Source organism: Microbacterium sp. NPDC058389 (assembly GCF_042722305.1).
In the GTDB taxonomy this organism is placed as follows: domain Bacteria; phylum Actinomycetota; class Actinomycetes; order Actinomycetales; family Microbacteriaceae; genus Microbacterium.
Genome location: NZ_JBHXJQ010000004.1, coordinates 308,217 through 322,689 on the forward strand (window position 1 = coordinate 308,217; position 14,473 = coordinate 322,689).

At 71.4% G+C, this 14,473-nt stretch carries 20 protein-coding genes; 14 read left to right on the forward strand and 6 right to left on the reverse strand.

Annotated elements, in window-relative coordinates; all coding sequences use genetic code 11:
- Nucleotides 1-17 precede the first annotated feature (17 nt).
- Nucleotides 18-569 (forward strand): MOSC domain-containing protein, encoded by a 552-nt coding sequence (locus ACFWJ8_RS08255; protein ID WP_378810507.1) that lies wholly within the window; start codon nucleotides 18-20, stop codon nucleotides 567-569.
- Between the two features lie 96 nt (nucleotides 570-665).
- Here ACFWJ8_RS08255 and fbaA read toward each other — a convergent pair whose 3' ends face one another.
- Nucleotides 666-1,697 (reverse strand): class II fructose-bisphosphate aldolase, encoded by a 1,032-nt coding sequence (fbaA, locus tag ACFWJ8_RS08260; RefSeq protein ID WP_378810509.1) that lies wholly within the window; start codon nucleotides 1,695-1,697, stop codon nucleotides 666-668.
- Nucleotides 1,698-1,886: 189 nt separating this feature from the next.
- On the opposite strand from fbaA, the gene glpX reads away from it, so the two are divergent.
- Both glpX and ACFWJ8_RS08270 read left to right on the forward strand, forming a co-directional pair.
- On the forward strand, nucleotides 1,887-2,876 hold the full coding sequence (gene glpX / locus ACFWJ8_RS08265) for a class II fructose-bisphosphatase (RefSeq protein ID WP_378810511.1): 990 nt from the start codon (nucleotides 1,887-1,889) through the stop codon (nucleotides 2,874-2,876).
- Nucleotides 2,877-3,020: 144 nt separating this feature from the next.
- A complete protein-coding gene (locus tag ACFWJ8_RS08270; protein WP_026305661.1) occupies nucleotides 3,021-3,233 on the forward strand; it encodes a hypothetical protein in 213 nt (70 codons plus the stop codon).
- Nucleotides 3,234-3,260: 27 nt separating this feature from the next.
- On the opposite strand, the gene ACFWJ8_RS08275 is transcribed toward ACFWJ8_RS08270, so the two are convergent.
- Together ACFWJ8_RS08275 and ACFWJ8_RS08280 are read right to left on the reverse strand one after the other, a co-directional pair.
- On the reverse strand, nucleotides 3,261-4,592 hold the full coding sequence (locus ACFWJ8_RS08275; protein ID WP_378810513.1) for a DNA recombination protein RmuC: 1,332 nt from the start codon (nucleotides 4,590-4,592) through the stop codon (nucleotides 3,261-3,263).
- A gap of 57 nt (nucleotides 4,593-4,649) precedes the next feature.
- Entirely contained in the window at nucleotides 4,650-5,252 is a 603-nt protein-coding gene (locus ACFWJ8_RS08280) for a 3'-5' exonuclease (protein ID WP_378810605.1), read from the reverse strand.
- A 76-nt stretch (nucleotides 5,253-5,328) separates the two neighbouring features.
- On the opposite strand from ACFWJ8_RS08280, the gene ACFWJ8_RS08285 reads away from it, so the two are divergent.
- Entirely contained in the window at nucleotides 5,329-6,099 is a 771-nt protein-coding gene (locus ACFWJ8_RS08285) for a class I SAM-dependent methyltransferase (RefSeq protein ID WP_378810515.1), read from the forward strand.
- 15 nt (nucleotides 6,100-6,114) lie between these two features.
- On the opposite strand, the gene ACFWJ8_RS08290 is transcribed toward ACFWJ8_RS08285, so the two are convergent.
- Nucleotides 6,115-6,771 (reverse strand): SAM-dependent methyltransferase, encoded by a 657-nt coding sequence (locus ACFWJ8_RS08290; RefSeq protein WP_378810517.1) that lies wholly within the window; start codon nucleotides 6,769-6,771, stop codon nucleotides 6,115-6,117.
- Between the two features lie 146 nt (nucleotides 6,772-6,917).
- On the opposite strand from ACFWJ8_RS08290, the gene ychF reads away from it, so the two are divergent.
- Entirely contained in the window at nucleotides 6,918-7,991 is a 1,074-nt protein-coding gene (gene ychF, locus ACFWJ8_RS08295; protein WP_378810518.1) for a redox-regulated ATPase YchF, read from the forward strand.
- Nucleotides 7,992-8,009: 18 nt separating this feature from the next.
- Here ychF and ACFWJ8_RS08300 read toward each other — a convergent pair whose 3' ends face one another.
- Nucleotides 8,010-8,582, reverse strand: coding sequence for an ArsR/SmtB family transcription factor (locus ACFWJ8_RS08300; protein WP_378810519.1), 573 nt, complete (start codon nucleotides 8,580-8,582; stop codon nucleotides 8,010-8,012).
- A gap of 61 nt (nucleotides 8,583-8,643) precedes the next feature.
- Here ACFWJ8_RS08300 and ACFWJ8_RS08305 point away from each other — a divergent pair, with 61 nt between their 5' ends.
- The 3 genes from ACFWJ8_RS08305 to ACFWJ8_RS08315 all read left to right on the forward strand — a co-directional run bounded on the left by ACFWJ8_RS08305 (nucleotide 8,644) and on the right by ACFWJ8_RS08315 (nucleotide 10,540).
- Nucleotides 8,644-9,213: a dienelactone hydrolase family protein gene (locus ACFWJ8_RS08305; protein ID WP_378810521.1), complete on the forward strand. Its 570-nt coding sequence runs from the start codon at nucleotides 8,644-8,646 to the stop codon at nucleotides 9,211-9,213.
- A 126-nt stretch (nucleotides 9,214-9,339) separates the two neighbouring features.
- Nucleotides 9,340-10,032: an alpha/beta fold hydrolase gene (locus ACFWJ8_RS08310; RefSeq protein ID WP_378810523.1), complete on the forward strand. Its 693-nt coding sequence runs from the start codon at nucleotides 9,340-9,342 to the stop codon at nucleotides 10,030-10,032.
- Between the two features lie 46 nt (nucleotides 10,033-10,078).
- Nucleotides 10,079-10,540 (forward strand): hypothetical protein, encoded by a 462-nt coding sequence (locus ACFWJ8_RS08315; RefSeq protein ID WP_378810524.1) that lies wholly within the window; start codon nucleotides 10,079-10,081, stop codon nucleotides 10,538-10,540.
- A 43-nt stretch (nucleotides 10,541-10,583) separates the two neighbouring features.
- Here ACFWJ8_RS08315 and ACFWJ8_RS08320 read toward each other — a convergent pair whose 3' ends face one another.
- Nucleotides 10,584-11,957 (reverse strand): pyridine nucleotide-disulfide oxidoreductase, encoded by a 1,374-nt coding sequence (locus ACFWJ8_RS08320; protein ID WP_378810525.1) that lies wholly within the window; start codon nucleotides 11,955-11,957, stop codon nucleotides 10,584-10,586.
- 108 nt (nucleotides 11,958-12,065) lie between these two features.
- Between ACFWJ8_RS08320 and ACFWJ8_RS08325 the strand changes: the two genes are divergently transcribed.
- From ACFWJ8_RS08325 to ACFWJ8_RS08350, 6 genes are all read left to right on the forward strand, one after another.
- On the forward strand, nucleotides 12,066-12,458 hold the full coding sequence (locus tag ACFWJ8_RS08325) for an MmcQ/YjbR family DNA-binding protein (RefSeq protein WP_378810526.1): 393 nt from the start codon (nucleotides 12,066-12,068) through the stop codon (nucleotides 12,456-12,458).
- Nucleotides 12,459-12,531: 73 nt separating this feature from the next.
- Nucleotides 12,532-13,047: a hypothetical protein gene (locus tag ACFWJ8_RS08330; RefSeq protein WP_378810527.1), complete on the forward strand. Its 516-nt coding sequence runs from the start codon at nucleotides 12,532-12,534 to the stop codon at nucleotides 13,045-13,047.
- Nucleotide 13,048: 1 nt separating this feature from the next.
- Nucleotides 13,049-13,255 carry a hypothetical protein gene (locus ACFWJ8_RS08335; RefSeq protein ID WP_378810529.1) on the forward strand — a complete coding sequence of 69 codons (207 nt, stop codon included), beginning with the start codon at nucleotides 13,049-13,051 and terminating at the stop codon, nucleotides 13,253-13,255.
- A gap of 16 nt (nucleotides 13,256-13,271) precedes the next feature.
- Nucleotides 13,272-13,541 (forward strand): hypothetical protein, encoded by a 270-nt coding sequence (locus ACFWJ8_RS08340; RefSeq protein ID WP_378810531.1) that lies wholly within the window; start codon nucleotides 13,272-13,274, stop codon nucleotides 13,539-13,541.
- Nucleotides 13,542-13,567: 26 nt separating this feature from the next.
- The gene (locus ACFWJ8_RS08345; protein WP_378810533.1) at nucleotides 13,568-14,047 is read left to right on the forward strand and encodes a GNAT family N-acetyltransferase; all 480 of its coding nucleotides are present in this window, start codon (nucleotides 13,568-13,570) and stop codon (nucleotides 14,045-14,047) included.
- 118 nt (nucleotides 14,048-14,165) lie between these two features.
- The gene (locus tag ACFWJ8_RS08350; RefSeq protein ID WP_378810535.1) at nucleotides 14,166-14,456 is read left to right on the forward strand and encodes a hypothetical protein; all 291 of its coding nucleotides are present in this window, start codon (nucleotides 14,166-14,168) and stop codon (nucleotides 14,454-14,456) included.
- The last annotated feature ends 17 nt before the right edge of the window (nucleotides 14,457-14,473 follow it).

The following is a 14,473-nucleotide window of genomic DNA, read 5'->3' on the forward strand; positions in this document are numbered from 1 at the left end:
GTCGTTAGGATGAGCGGATGCCTCGTCTCGTCGCCGTCTGCGTGGTCCGACAGCTTCGTCCCGATGCCGGCTCGGTCGGCGTCACGGCGATCGACAAGGGTGCCGTCGACGGCCCCGTCCGTGTCGGGCCGTACGGCGTCTACGCCGACGTGCAGGCCGACCGCAACCACCACGGCGGGCTCGACAAGGCGCTGTACGCGTATGCCGCCGAGGATGCCGCGTTCTGGGAGTCCGAGCTCGGCCGTGAGCTCCCGCCGGGCTGGTTCGGCGAGAACCTCCGCGTCGAGGGGCTCGACGTCAACGCCGCGCGCATCGGAGAACGGTGGCGCATCGGCGATCGCGTCGAGGTCGAGGTGACGATGCCACGGACCCCGTGCCAGACGTTCGCGCGGTGGGTCGGCGGCGACGACGCCCGCGGCTGGGTCAAGAGGTTCTCGAACGAGCGCCGCCTCGGCCCCTATCTCCGCGTGGTGCAGGGCGGACGTGTGCAGGCCGGTGATGAGATCGTGATCGTCCACCGGCCCGAGGGCGCACCGGGGCTGCTGGATCGCTACATCGATCCGGAGTGACGTGCGGGCTCGGTTCCCGCGTCCTGCAGACGGGGAATGCCCCGGCTCCGACCCCACGCGGGGGTCGGAGCCGGGGCATCCGATCTGTTCCGGCGTTTACGCGCCGAGGCTCTTGCCGGCCGAGCCGAGCTGCTGCGTCGCCTCGACGACGCGGGCCGCCATGGCCGACTCGGCGATCTTGCCCCACGCGCGCGGGTCGTAGGCCTTCTTGTTGCCCACTTCGCCGTCGACCTTGAGGACGCCGTCGTAGTTCTGGAACATGAAGCCGGCGACCGAGCGCGTGAACGCGTACTGCGTGTCGGTGTCGATGTTCATCTTGACGACGCCGTTCGCGACGGCCTCGGCGATCTCGGCGTCGGTCGAACCGCTGCCGCCGTGGAAGACGAGGTCGAGCGGCTTCGCGCCGGTGCCGAACTGTGCGGCGATGCCGGCCTGGATCTCGCCCAGGAGCTCGGGCTTGAGCTTGACGTTGCCCGGCTTGTAGACGCCGTGAACGTTGCCGAACGTCAGCGCGGCGATCCAGCGGCCCTGGTCGCCGAGGCCGAGCGCGTCGACGACCTGCGCGACATCGCCCGTGGTCGTGTAGAGCGCGTCGTTGGTGCCCTCGTGCTTGACACCGTCCTCCTCGCCGCCGACGACGCCGATCTCGACCTCGAGGATCGCGTTGATCGCCTTGAGGCGGGGGAGCAGCTCCTTCGCGATCTCGATGTTCTCGGCCAGCGGCACGGCCGAGCCGTCCCACATGTGCGACTGGAAGATGGGGTTGCCGCCGTCGGCGACGACCTGCTCGGACGCCTTGATGAGCGGCAGCACGAAGTCCTCGAGCGCCGGCTTGGGGCAGTGGTCGGTGTGCAGCGCGACGGTGATCGGGTAGCTCTTGGCGACCTCGTGGACGTACGCGGCGAACGCGAGCGCGCCGGTGGCGCGGGCCTTCACGGTGTGGCCGGCGAAGTAGTCCGCGCCGCCTGTCGTGACCTGGATGATGCCGTCCGAGCCGGCCTCGGTGAGGCCCTGCAGGACCGCGTTGACCGACTGCGAGCTGGCGGCGTTGATGGCGGGATACGCGAAGCCACCGGCCTTCGCGCGGTCCAGCATGTCGGCGTACTGCTCTGGGGTGGCGACGGGCATGAGTGCTCCCTTTGTAGATGTGGGCGTCAGAGCAGATCCTACCGAAGCTCGATTTCGTGAGTCGGATGCCGGCGGTCGGCGGCACCGGGAAAACCACGTCCCTGACGTCTGGGAAAGAATCGTGATTCCTTCGCGCGAAGGCGCACGAAAGTCCGACGGAACAGTCGGCTGCGTGGCTAGGCTGACCGCATGGTGAGCCTGACCGCGGACATGAGCCCGCTGCAACCCGACCGCAACCTCGCGCTGGAACTGGTGCGTGCGACCGAAGCTGCGGCGATCCGCGCGGTGCCGTTCATCGGACGCGGCGCCAAGGAGGCCGCCGACGGCGCTGCCGTCGACGCCATGCGGGCGTTCTTCACGACGGTCAACTTCGACGGCACGATCGTCATCGGCGAGGGCGAGAAGGACGAGGCGCCGATGCTGTACAACGGGGAGCGCGTCGGCAACGGCCGCGGTCCCCAGGCCGACGTCGCGGTCGACCCGATCGACGGCACGTCCCTGACGGCGGCCGGGCGCAACAACGCCCTGTCGGTGATCGCGGTCTCGGATCACGGCACGATGCTCGACGCCTCGAGCGTCTTCTATATGGACAAGCTCGTCACCGGTCCCGCCGGAGTGGGCGTCGTCGACATCCGGCTGCCCATCGGCGAGAACATCCGGCTGCTGGCGAAGGCGCTCGGCAAGCCCGTCGACGAACTCGTCGTCTCGGTGCTGCACCGTCCGCGCCACGAGCAGCTCATCGACGAGATCCGCGCCGCGGGCGCCGGCACGCGACTGATGAGCGACGGCGACGTCGCCGGCGGCATCAACGCCGCGCGGCACAACGCGCGCACCGACATGTGCGTCGGCATCGGCGGCAGCCCCGAGGGCATCGTCACGGCCTGCGCGATCAAGGCGCTCGGCGGGCACATCCAGGGGCGGCTGTGGGCGCGCGACGACGACGAGCGGCAGCGCGGGCTCGACGCCGGGCTCAAGCTCGACGGGTACGTGTACGAGGCCGACGAGCTCGTCACCGGCAACAACACGATCTTCGTCGCCACCGGCGTGACCGACGGCGCGCTCGTCGCCGGTGTCCGGCGCGAAGGCGGCTACGTGTACACCGAGAGCGTCGTGCTCCGCGGCGCCTCGGGGACGCTGCGCCGCATCTCGTCGGAGCACCTCGTCTCGAAGTGGCTCTGACGACTCACGGTGCGTGGCCGGCGTGACGGGAGTGTCTCGTGATGCCGCTGTGACGGTTTCGTGATCCGCGATCCCGGGAACTCTGGCAGAATCGAGCTGGTGTCGATGGGGACACGCAGGTGTTCCTGACGCAAGGAGTTGACGATGTCTGCGCAGTCCGGTGACTCGTCGCAGCCCCAGACGGGCGCGCACGCGGTGGTGGCGAACGCGATCGACCCGGCGCGTCGACCCGACGTCCTGTTGCGCGTTCGGCGCGACGAGGGGCACGAGGTCAGCGCCTGGTGGATGATCGGCGCGTTCGTCGGCGTCTCGGCGGCCGTCATCCTGCTGCTGAGCTTCGTCCCCGGCGGCGCCTGAGCCGCCCCGATCGCTGCCTGCGCGGCGTCAGTGGTCCTCCGGGGTCACCGAGATGCGCGTGCGCACATCACCCAGTTCCGCCGTCGCGGTCGTCGGTCGTGAGTCCGCCGGAGCCGGAGTCTCGAGCCCGGGAAGCGTCTGTTCGAGCAGTTCGGGAGCGGTGAGCCGCCTCGGGGCCTTCTCGATCGTCGCCGGTTCGTTCACCGCGTCGAGTTTGGTCGCGTCGATGCCGGGGAACTTGCGGGCGCTCACGAGTACCCGGGTCTCCAGGGACCCGGCGAACCGGTTGTAGCTGTCGACCGTCCGTTCGATCGCGCGCCGCAGGTCGTCGGCGTGCGATGCGAGCGAGCCGAGCCGTTCGTAGAGCTGGTTGCCGAGGTCGAACAGCGCCCGCGCCTCCTGCGACACGTCCTGCTGCGTCCACGTGTACGCGACGGTCTTGAGTACCGCCCACAGGTTGACGGGGGAGGCGAGCGCGACACGCTTGCCGAACGCGTAGTCGAGCAGCGCCGGGTCCTCTTCGAGCGCGGCCGCGAGCAGCGATTCGCTCGGCACGAAGCACACCACGAACTCGGGGCTCGACGACAGGCCGGCCCAGTAGGTCTTGCGCGCCAGCGCGTCGACATGCGCCCGGACCGCCTTGACGTGCTTCTCGAGCAGGCTCTGCCGGCGGGCGCCCTCGGCGCCCTGGGCGGTCAGGGGGATCGCGCTCGCCTCGAGGTAGGCGTCCAGCGGCACCTTCGCGTCGACCGCGATGGCCTTGTCGCCGGGCAGGCGGATGACCATGTCGGGTCTGCCGGCACCGGCGTCGGTGGTGATCGAGGTCTGCAGGTCGAAGTCGACGTGACGCGTGAGCCCCGCCGCCTCGACGACACGGCGGAGCTGGGTCTCGCCCCACACGCCGCGCGTGCTGCCCGAGCGCAGCGCGCTCGCGAGCGACTCGGTGGTCGCCCGCAGCGCCTCGTCGGACTGGTGCGCGCGCCGCAGCTGCTCGGCGAGCGTGCCGAACTGGGTGTGCCGGTCGCGTTCGAGGTCGTCGACCTTGGCGTGCATCGCGGCGAGGGTCTCCTGCACGGGCGCCAAGGCGCGCAGCACCGACTGCTCGCGCCGCTCGCGCTCCTCCCGCGCAGCCTGATCGTGCCGCGCTTGGCCGGCCAGCTCCCGGTACAGCAGCTGCTGGTGGTCGAGCTGTGCCTGCACGCCCTGTCGGGCCGCCTCCGAGCCGGCGAGGCGCGCCGCGAGCTCGGCGTGGTCGCGTGCGCCGCGCGCGGCACCGCGCGCGAGCCCCATCGCCCATCCGGCGACGGCGCCCAGCACGAGGGCGACGATCACCACGACACTGATCACGACTGCGTCCATGCCCACATCGTGCCCGAAGGCTCCGACATCGCCGCGGCGCTGGGCTGCGGCATCCCGCTACGCGACGGCGAACGACACCGCGGGAGCCTCCGCGGCCGCCAGTTGCGACACCCGCACCCCGACGGCCTCGGCGAGCGCCTCGACGGAGTCGGCCCCGACGCGGCGGGCGGCGTCGATCATGACGTGCGCGCACGCGAGCGCGTCGGCGGTCGCATTGTGATGCGGGAAGTCGCCGAAGCCCGCCTCGGCCGCGACGAACGGCAGCCGGTACGAGTCGAGCCGGTACACCTTGCGCGCGACCTGCAGGCTGCACGCGTATCGGTAGGCGGGGAAGTCGTCGCCCGTGGCGTCGCACGCGCGCTTGATGACCGCCATGTCGAACCCCGCGTTGTGGGCGACGAGCACATCGTCGCCGGTGAAGGCGACCAGGTCTGCGAGCTGATCGCTCCAGCCGGCAGCGTCGGCGACGTCCTCGGGCTGGATCCCGTGGATGCGCACGTTCAGCTCGAAGAACACGTCGTGGCCGGCGGGCGGGCGGATGAGCCAGCCGGTCTGGTCGACGATCTCGCCGCCGCGGACCCGCACCAGACCCACCGCGCACGCGGACGCGTTGCTGGAGTTCGCCGTCTCGAAGTCGATCGCGGTGAAGTCCAGTGCCACGCCTCCAGACTCACCCGGCACCGTCGCATCCGGCAGCAGGCGCGCCGTGCGCGGCGCGTGGTCATAGGGTCGGAGCATGGCCAGCCGCGAAGAGATGTCCGTGTCGTTCGGAGCCGCCGCGAGCGCGTACCAGTCGGGACGCCCCGACTATCCGCGCGAGGCGGTGGACTGGATGCTGGAGCCGGTGCGCGAGCACGGCCGGTCCCCGCGGGTCGCCGACGTGGGCGCCGGCACCGGCAAGCTCACCCGCACGATCGTCGAGGCCGGGGCGGAGGTCGTGGCTATCGACCCGGATGCCGACATGCTCGCCTCCCTGCGCGAGCACGTCCACGGCGTGCCCACCTTCGTGGGGACGGCGGAGCGGATGCCGCTGCCGGAGGCGTCCGTCGACGCGGTGCTGCTCGGCCAGGCGTGGCACTGGGTCGACGTGGCGGCGGCGTCGGCCGAGGTCGGACGCGTGCTGCGAGCGGGCGGCGTGCTGGGGCTCGTGTGGAACATCCGGGACGAGTCCGACCCGTGGGTGGCCCGGCTCACCGCGGCGATGCACGGCAGCCACGCCGAGGAGCTGCTCGCGGGCGACGGCCCGCAGGTCGCCGCCCCGTTCGAGGGACTGGTGGAGCGGCGCTGGACCTGGACGCGGACGCTCACGCGGACGGCGCTCCTGGACATGGTCGCCTCCCGCAGCTACATCATCACCGCGACCGAGGCCGAGCGCGCCGAGATCCTCGCGAGCGTCGGTGACCTGTTCGACGAGCGCCGCCGCACCGAAGGCGGGACGGCGGCGGACGGCGCCGCGACGATCAGCCTGCCGTACCTGACGCGCGCCTATCGCGGCATCCGCGGCTGACGGGGCGGGGCGGTCTCACGCGCGGACCGCGCCGACGATGTGCCAGGGACCGCTGCGCTCGCGGTAGCGCGGCTCGAAGCCGCGGTCTTGCAGCACAGCCACCATCGCATCGGGCGCGTGCGCGAACGCGCGGTAGGGATTGCCCGTGAGCGAGTACCAGGCGTTGATCAGCCGCGCCGTGACGCGCGTGCCGAGATTGTGCGTCGGGTGGCTGAACACGACAGCACGCGTTCCGCGCCCCGCCGCGGCGCCGAGCAGCGCGCGATAGTCCGGATAGCAGCACACGACGCGGTGCAGCACGACGATGTCGGCGTGATCCACCGCCTCCGGCGTGCCGGCGAGATCGACCCCGAGCACGCGCGTGGCCCGGTCGCGCAGGCCGGCCTCGTCGAGCAGCCGGACGGCTTCGGCCTCGTACGCCGACGACAGCTCGACGTTCGTGGTGTGCGCCGCGCCGCGCTTGAGCGCCTCGAGCTGGATGTCGCCGATGCCCCCGCCGATCTCCAGCACGGATGCGCCGTCGAGACCGAGGGATGCCGCGTACGACAGGATCAGCTGCGCGCTGGGCGTCAGCCCCTCGGCGCGATACCGCCGGGCCAGTCGGCGCGCGAAGCGCTCGTCGAACTCGCGGTCGTAGCCGTTCGGCGGCTGCGGGGCGCAGCAGTCGTCCATGTCGCCAGTATCGCCGTGAGGCATCGGGCCGGCAACGGGTGCCGGCGTCGCCCGCGCGGGAGCGACGGATCTCGGCCCGCGCCGGAGCGCCGGATCGACGGCACCGCGCGGGGTGCGGCATCCCGCCCCAACTAGACTGGGTGCCCGTGGCTCTCACCATCGGAATCGTCGGACTCCCGAACGTCGGCAAGTCGACCCTCTTCAACGCCCTGACCAAGAACCAGGTGCTCGCGGCGAACTACCCGTTCGCGACGATCGAGCCCAACATCGGCGTGGTCAACCTGCCCGATCCTCGGCTCGAGACGCTCGCCGGGATCTTCGGCTCGGAGCGCATCCTGCCGGCGGCGGTGTCGTTCGTCGACATCGCCGGCATCGTGCGCGGTGCGAGCGAGGGCGAAGGCCTCGGCAACAAGTTCCTCGCGAACATCCGCGAGGCCGACGCGATCGCCCAGGTGGTGCGCGGCTTCGCCGACGACGACGTCGTGCACGTCGAGGGCGCGGTGAACCCGCAGAACGACATGGAGACCATCAACGCCGAGCTGCAGCTCGCCGATCTTGAGACGCTCGAGAAGGCGATCACGCGGTACGAGAAGGAGGTCAAGGGGCGCAAGCTCGACCCCTCGGTGCTGCAGGCGGCGATCGACGCGCGCGACGCGCTGCAGCGCGGCGAACTGCTGTCGGCGTCGAAGATCGACCTCGCGCCCATCCGGGAGCTCGGTCTGCTCACGGCGAAGCCCTTCATCTTCGTCTTCAACGTGGACGAGGGCGTGCTGACGGATGCCGGCCGCAAGGCAGAGCTGGAGGCCCTCGTCGCGCCAGCCAAGGCCGTGTTCCTCGACGCGAAGATCGAGTCCGAGCTCATCGACCTCGACCCCGAGGACGCCGCCGAGCTGCTCGCGTCGACGGGGCAGGACGAGTCCGGCCTCGACCAGCTCGCCCGCATCGGCTTCGACACGCTGGGTCTGCAGACGTACCTCACCGCAGGCCCCAAGGAGGCCCGCGCCTGGACGATCGGCAAGGGCTGGAAGGCTCCGCAGGCCGCGGGTGTCATCCACACCGACTTCGAGAAGGGCTTCATCAAGGCGGAGGTCATCTCGTTCGACGACCTCGTCGAGACCGGCTCGGTCGTCGAGGCGCGCGCCAAGGGCAAGGCGCGCCTCGAGGGCAAGGACTACGTCATGCAGGACGGCGACGTCGTGGAGTTCCGCTTCAACGTCTGATCGACGGGTGATCCGGGATCACTCGGCAGCGTCCGGCAGGGCGGGGTGGTCGGGCACGGGATAGATCCCGACCGCGAAGCCGTGCACGACGTCGCCGCGGCGGGGGAGCGTGTCGAACTCGTCGACGAGCGCCTTCATGCGCTGCCAGAACTCCTGCTTCTGCTGCGCGTCGATGCGTGCGTGGCGGATGAAGCCCCACAGCTCCCCGCCGGCATAGGCGGGTCCGGACTCGCTCGCCGCGACCTCGAAGTCGTTGAAGTCGTACGGTCGGGGGTCGGCGGAGTTCTCCGGCCCGTCGAGCGCGACGGTGAACATGCGTGCTGTCCGACCGTAGAACGCCTCGTCGACCGCCCGGATCCGACGCGTGCGGACGACGCGGACGAGCCCCTCCTCGACGAGCACCTTGACGTGGTGCGCGACCGTGCTCTTCGGGCGCCGGACGGCCGCGCTCAGCTCGGTGACGCTCGCCGCGCGCTCGTGCAGCAGCCCCAGGAGCGTGTTGCGCAGCGGGTTGCCGAGTGCGCGCACCTGCGCCGGCGTCGTGAGCACCCGCCGGTCGTCGAGCTCGTAGTCGGGCGCATTGCCTTCCATGGACGAACATACTAGCGTTCTCGAACGTACGAGTTTCATGGATCATTCGCGAGAGGGAAGCATGTCCGAGATCGTCCTCTTCCACCACGCCCAGGGCCTCACCGAGGGGATGCGCGCCTTCGCCGGCGAGCTGACCGCCGCTGGTCACACCGTGCACCTGCCCGACCTCTTCGACGGGCACACGTTCGGCGACCTGGAGGCCGGCATCGCCTACGCGCGCGCGATCGGCTTCGGAACGCTCCTCGAGCGCGGGGTCGCAGTCGCGGAGACCCTGCCCACGAACGTCGTCTATGCCGGGTTCTCGATGGGCGTGATGCCCGCGCAGAAGCTGGCGCAGACCCGAGCGGGCGCGGCGGGCGCGCTGTTCTTCGATGCCTGCATGCCCGTCGAGGAGTTCGGCGCCTGGCCCGAAGGGCTGCCCGCCCAGATCCACGGCGGCCTCGACGACGAGTGGTTCGCCGAGGACCTCGACGCCGCCCGCGCCCTCGCGGACTCGACGCCGCAGGCCGAGCTGTACCTGTACGCGGGCACGGCGCACCTGTTCGCCGACGCATCGCTGGCGTCGTACGACCCGGCGGCGGCGGGACTGGTCCGCGAGCGCACGCTGACGTTCCTCGCCGCGCGCGGCTGAGGCGACGGCGGTCCGGGCGCCCCGATCGAGCGGGTGCGGAGCAGTTCCGCGTAACGTAGAACCTCGGGGCCGGCGTCCACCCGGACGATCCTGCCCGCGAACACACGCCACGTGAGAGGAACCATCTTGGCCGACACCCAGATCTTCGAACCCGACGGCCGCGCGATCCCCTTCGTCGACGAGGGAGCCAACAGCGGTCCCGCCGTGGTGCTGATCCCGGGTCGTGGCCTGAACATCAGCTACCTGGGCCCGCTCGCCCACGCGCTGATCGAGGAGGACTTCCGCATCGTGCGCGTCGGGCCGCGGCATCCCTCGTCCGCGGCGGACGCCGTCGTCTCGATGCACGACCTCGCGCAGGACGTCGTCGACGTCATGGACCACATCGGCCTCGGGTACGCCTGGATCGGCGGCCACGCGTTCGGCGGCTCGGTCGCCCGCGCCGTGTCCCTCGACCACCTGGACCGCGTCGGCGGCGTGCTGCTGCTCGGCGTCGAGGGCGCCGAGCAGACCGACGAGCTGAACGCCGGCGGGTCCGGGATCCCCGAGGGGGCGCGCGACGTCGAGGTCGACGCGATGCAGCGCGCGGCTCAGGATGCCACACCCGACCTCGAATGGTCGTCACTGGCCCCCGCCGTCCCCGTGCTCGTGATCCAGGGGAGCGAGGACACCCTCACGCCGGTCGCCAATGGCGAGCGCCTGCAGGCGTCCGCGCCTGACCGCGTGAGCGTCGTCGCCGTCGAGGGCGGCGGGCACCTGTTCCCCGTCACGCACGTCGGGGCGACGTCGTGGCCGATCGAGGACTACCTCGACTGGGATTGACCTCCGAGTCCGCGCCGCCGAACGGCCGGAGCGGTAGCTTCGAGCCATGTTCTGGACGAGGAGCGGCCCGGCGGTCTTCGGATTGATCGTCGCCGGCGCCGTGATCGGCGCGGCGCTGCTGGCGCTGATGTCCGTCTTCCTGTCGGATCGGGGCGAAGGCGGGCCCGCGATGGTGCTGATGATGGCGCTCATGGGCATCGTCTTCGGCGCGCTGTACGGCCTCGTGCCCGCGGCGCTGTGCGCCGCGTTCCTCCTCGCCGACCTCCGGGGTCGGCGCTCGCAGAGCCTCCGCATCGCGATGGGCACGCTCGGGGCGGCGCTGGGCGCGGCGCTCCCCGCGCTTCTCTTCTTCGGGCGGACTCTCGTCATGCCCGGCGGATGGGCGTACTACGCGCCTTTCGTCGGCGTCAGCGTGGTGATGGCGGCCATCGGCATGCTCGTCGCCGCGCCGCTGCTCGCGTGGGGAGAGCGGCGGGCGACGCGCAGGGTGTCCATCGCCGCTTCGTGAGGGGACGAGGTCGCCGGACTCGCGGCGGGAGGCGCTTGTGCGATCACCGTGCGGCGAACTCGGCGAGTCTCGCGCGACCGGCGCCGATGTGCTGTCGGATGCGGGCCAGGGCGTCGACCACCGCCGGGTCGTCGGCGCGATCGTCGGCGATGCGGGCCGGATTGAGGGTCGTGCGGTTCGCCCACGATCGCAGGTCGGTCTCCTTCGACATCGCCAGTGAGGCGTCGCCGCCGATGACCTGCATGGCCGCCCAGCCCGCCGTCGTGTCGGAGTACGGAGAGGGGCGGCAGATCCGGTTCTTCTCGGCGTCGTCGCCGCGGGTGGCCTCCACGTAGCCGACGAGCGCGGCGCCGAAGCAGGGGAATCCGACGCGCACCGGCTGCGGAGTGATCGTCTCGGGCGTCCAGATCGGCCGCAGGCCGGGATACTTCAGCCCCTCCGCCGCGCAGTGCACGATCAGCGCATCGGCGGGGATGCGCACGTCCCCGCCCGCGAATCGGAGGCGACCCGGCGAGACCCCCAGGAGATGCCCGCGGCGGACGACGTCGTCGATCGTGCGCACCAGAGCGAGCTCCCACTGTGCCAGCGTGGGCGTCTTGGCCATCGTCGGGGTGACGCCGGGGTCGATGCGGAGCATGATCCCGGCATCCTCCATCCGGAAGAAGACGTCGTCCGGGTCGAGGGCGCCTGCGGCGGCCGCCATCGTGTCGGCGCCCATGCCCAGGAAGATCGCCGGATCCGGCTGGACGACGGCACGGTTGAGCAGCCACGGATCCCTCGGGCGCACCCAGGTGATCGCATCGGGCGCGACCCCGCCCTGGAGCAGCCACACGCACGTGTCGATCGCGGTCTTGCCTGCGCCGACGACGACGTACCGCTCGGGAGGTGCGTCGATGGCGGCAAGCCCGTTCACGGGGATGACGCGGGCGCCCTCTTCGACCGCGAACGGGGGAGGCGTCGTGAACGGGATGTCGGGCGAGAGGTATCTCGCGTCGACGACGCGCGCCCGGGGAGCGTGGAAGCGCGCGCCGCTGAGCAGGGATCGGAAGCGGCGATCGCGCAGGTACTCGCTGCGTCCGTGGAACACGACGCGGCCTGTCGCGATCAGGCGCTCGAGCACGTGGGCGTAGTAGGCGCACACTTCGGACACGCCGGCCCGCTCGTGCAGCCCGCGCTCCGGTCCGGTCGTCTGCACGCGGCCGCCGCCGAGCAGCGTCGAAGCCACGCCGTAGAACGCGGAGGCCTGGTGCAGCCGGACGAACCCGTACGCGTCGAGCCAGTGCCCGCCGGCTCCGACGCGACGGTCGACGAGCGCCACCGAGAGGTCGGAGCTGCTCTCGATGAGCGCGTCGACGAACGCCATGCCCATGGCCCCCGCCCCGACGACGACATAGTCGACGTCGACCATCGTCTCCATGCGCTCATCAGAGCAGTGGTCGGTGCGCGGGTCAATGGGATGCCGCAGTCCGGACGGTCGCGTGTGACGCCGACCCTGGTGTCGGGAGTGCCGCGTACGCTCATGGCCATGGCCACCCTCGACGATCTGCGTGCTGTCGCCGCGGGACTCCCCGGCAGCGAGGAACGCGAGACCACGGGAGGGGCGGCGTGGTTCGTGCGCGGCAAGCTGTACGCGTGGGAGTGCCACCCGTGGCCGAGCATCCCCGAGGACGTGCGGGCCATCGTGGCGACCGAGCTCGTCGTCGGCGTGAAGATCGCCGACGCGGAGGATGCGCTCGCGCTGCGAGAGATGGAGCCGACGGTCTTCCTGCCCGCGACCACGCGCTGGGGTGAGCCGAAGATCGCGTTCCGCATGGCGGGCATCGCGCCCGACCACTTCGCCGAGCTGGTGACCGAGGCCTGGCGAGTGCAGGCGCCGCAGTATCTGCGGCGCGAGCACGACGACGCGACCCGACACTGAGCGGCACAGCGAGGTGGCGGAGGCAGCACCCGGTGCGGCATCCTTCAATCACGCCGATCGAGGAAGAGGATGCGTGACACTCCCCGTTGCACCCCACACCGCCACTGAGGCCGGATCGCTCCCGGGCCGCGCCGTGATCGCCCGGATCCGGCGCGTGCTGGTCGTGGCGCTCGTCGCCGGCTTCGCATACACCGCCGTCACCGTCGCCAGCGCAGGCGGCTGCGCAGGCGGCTCCGACGGGAGTGGCGGCTTCGTCGACTCGGCCGGTCGATCCACCGACCTGCCGCCCACCTGCGTGCAGCTCACGCTGCGCCCTACCCCGCTCGTGGTCATCGCGATCGGGCTGATCGTGCTGTTCGCGATCGGACGCGTGCTCAAGGCCGTCGACGAGCGCGCAGCACTGCGCACGCTCGACCGGGCGGTCGCAGGAATCGGAGTCCTGGCCGCGGTCGCGATCATCGTGTCGCACGTGTGGTTCCAGCTCGTGCCCCTCGACGACCTGATGTCGGGTTCGTGGACGGTGTTCAGCCCCTTCCCGTTCGGGACGATCGACGTGTCGACCGAGCCGATGCCCGGAATGGCGGGCTGAGATGCCCGGTGTGCCGAGCGGGTTCGAATTCGTCGTACACGGCGAGCACGTGGAGGTGCGTCATCGTGGGCGCCGGGCCGCGACCCTGCGCGGGGCTGCCGCGCACGGGTTTCTCATCGACGTCGAGCGCGCCGACCCCCAGCAGGTGATGGCGCGCGTGACGGGACAGTACAAGCGCGGCAACGAGCGCGCCGCCCATCGCCCGTGACCGAGAGGAATCGCCGATGCGCAACCCGTTCCTGATCTCGCTGCTCGCAGCGGCCGGCTTCGTGTTCGTGCTCGCGTTCATGCTGTGGGTGGTGATCGTCCAGGTCACCGACGACCTCTTGTACGACCGCGTCGAGGTGACGGTGCTGTGGGGTTGGACGATCGCCCTCTCGATCGCGGGTACGGCGGCCGTCGTGGGTGCGGTGGCGATCGCGGGGGTGCGCTGGGAGTTGCGGCGGGCTGCGCCCGCACCCGAGCCGCGTGCGGTCGCAGACCGCCTCGGGTGACCGCGCAGACGGCAGGAGGAACCGGCATGCCCGAAGACGTCGAGATCCGGATCGCGAGGGACGACGAGCTGGAGCGCGTCGTGCGGCTCCGCTGGCTGTGGACGACCGAGCGCGGCGGCGCCGCCGGAGCCGACGAGCGGAGCTTCGTCGAGGGTGCCGCGGCGTGGGCGCGGGCGCACCGGGAGACACACGTCCCCCATGTGGCCGTCGACCCCGATGGCAGCATCGTCGGCATGGCATGGCTCGCACTCACTCCGCGTGTCGCCAGTACACACAGCCTCGATCGCTGGTCGGGCGACCTGCAGTCCTGTTATGTGCTTCCGGGGCGCCGGGATGCCGGGATCGGCGGACGGCTCGTCGAGGCGGTGCTCGCTACCGCGCGGGCGCGTGGTGCGGAGCACGTGACGGTCCACACATCCGCGGACTCCGTCCGCATGTACGCGCGGCACGGCTTCGCGCCCAACGCGCGCCTGCTGTGGGCGGACTCCTCGATCACCGAGCGCTGAGCGGAGCGACGAGCGCGATGCCGGTGGCGTGCGACGCGGGCGCCACGGGCGGCACGCACGCGCAGCGCTCGGAGTCAAGCCCCTCCCTGCGGCGGCTGCGTCGGCGCAGGGTCGCGCCATGCGACAAGACGACATCCAGCGGCTCGAGCTCACGCCGCTCGCCGATCGCGCCTGGCGGCTGTGCGATCGCAGCGTCTCGCGGAGGGACGCGGCGAGCGTCGTCGCTTACGTGGAGCTGCTCGACGACGGCGTCTACGAGGCGGTGTGGGTGTCGGCCGGCATCGGCTCGGCCCGGTTCACGACGCTGGAGTCGCTGTTGCGCGCAACGCTGCGGCTGCTGGAGCAGTCGGTCAGCCTCGGACCCTTCGCACCCTCTCCGATCCCGCACCGCCCGCCCGCGCACGCCTGAAGGATGTCGGCACCGGG

Excerpts from the sequence above, each read along its gene's own strand:
- ACFWJ8_RS08255 (WP_378810507.1), top strand. The coding sequence starts at position 18 with ATGCCTCGTCTCGTCGCCGTCTGCGTGGTCCGACAGCTTCGTCCCGAT.
- fbaA (WP_378810509.1), bottom strand. The coding sequence starts at position 1,697 with ATGCCCGTCGCCACCCCAGAGCAGTACGCCGACATGCTGGACCGCGCG.
- glpX (WP_378810511.1), top strand. The coding sequence starts at position 1,887 with ATGGTGAGCCTGACCGCGGACATGAGCCCGCTGCAACCCGACCGCAAC.
- ACFWJ8_RS08270 (WP_026305661.1), top strand. The coding sequence starts at position 3,021 with ATGTCTGCGCAGTCCGGTGACTCGTCGCAGCCCCAGACGGGCGCGCAC.
- ACFWJ8_RS08275 (WP_378810513.1), bottom strand. The coding sequence starts at position 4,592 with ATGGACGCAGTCGTGATCAGTGTCGTGGTGATCGTCGCCCTCGTGCTG.
- ACFWJ8_RS08285 (WP_378810515.1), top strand. The coding sequence starts at position 5,329 with ATGGCCAGCCGCGAAGAGATGTCCGTGTCGTTCGGAGCCGCCGCGAGC.
- ACFWJ8_RS08290 (WP_378810517.1), bottom strand. The coding sequence starts at position 6,771 with ATGGACGACTGCTGCGCCCCGCAGCCGCCGAACGGCTACGACCGCGAG.
- ACFWJ8_RS08300 (WP_378810519.1), bottom strand. The coding sequence starts at position 8,582 with ATGGAAGGCAATGCGCCCGACTACGAGCTCGACGACCGGCGGGTGCTC.
- ACFWJ8_RS08305 (WP_378810521.1), top strand. The coding sequence starts at position 8,644 with ATGTCCGAGATCGTCCTCTTCCACCACGCCCAGGGCCTCACCGAGGGG.
- ACFWJ8_RS08315 (WP_378810524.1), top strand. The coding sequence starts at position 10,079 with ATGTTCTGGACGAGGAGCGGCCCGGCGGTCTTCGGATTGATCGTCGCC.
- ACFWJ8_RS08320 (WP_378810525.1), bottom strand. The coding sequence starts at position 11,957 with ATGGAGACGATGGTCGACGTCGACTATGTCGTCGTCGGGGCGGGGGCC.
- ACFWJ8_RS08325 (WP_378810526.1), top strand. The coding sequence starts at position 12,066 with ATGGCCACCCTCGACGATCTGCGTGCTGTCGCCGCGGGACTCCCCGGC.
- ACFWJ8_RS08335 (WP_378810529.1), top strand. The coding sequence starts at position 13,049 with ATGCCCGGTGTGCCGAGCGGGTTCGAATTCGTCGTACACGGCGAGCAC.
- ACFWJ8_RS08340 (WP_378810531.1), top strand. The coding sequence starts at position 13,272 with ATGCGCAACCCGTTCCTGATCTCGCTGCTCGCAGCGGCCGGCTTCGTG.
- ACFWJ8_RS08345 (WP_378810533.1), top strand. The coding sequence starts at position 13,568 with ATGCCCGAAGACGTCGAGATCCGGATCGCGAGGGACGACGAGCTGGAG.
- ACFWJ8_RS08350 (WP_378810535.1), top strand. The coding sequence starts at position 14,166 with ATGCGACAAGACGACATCCAGCGGCTCGAGCTCACGCCGCTCGCCGAT.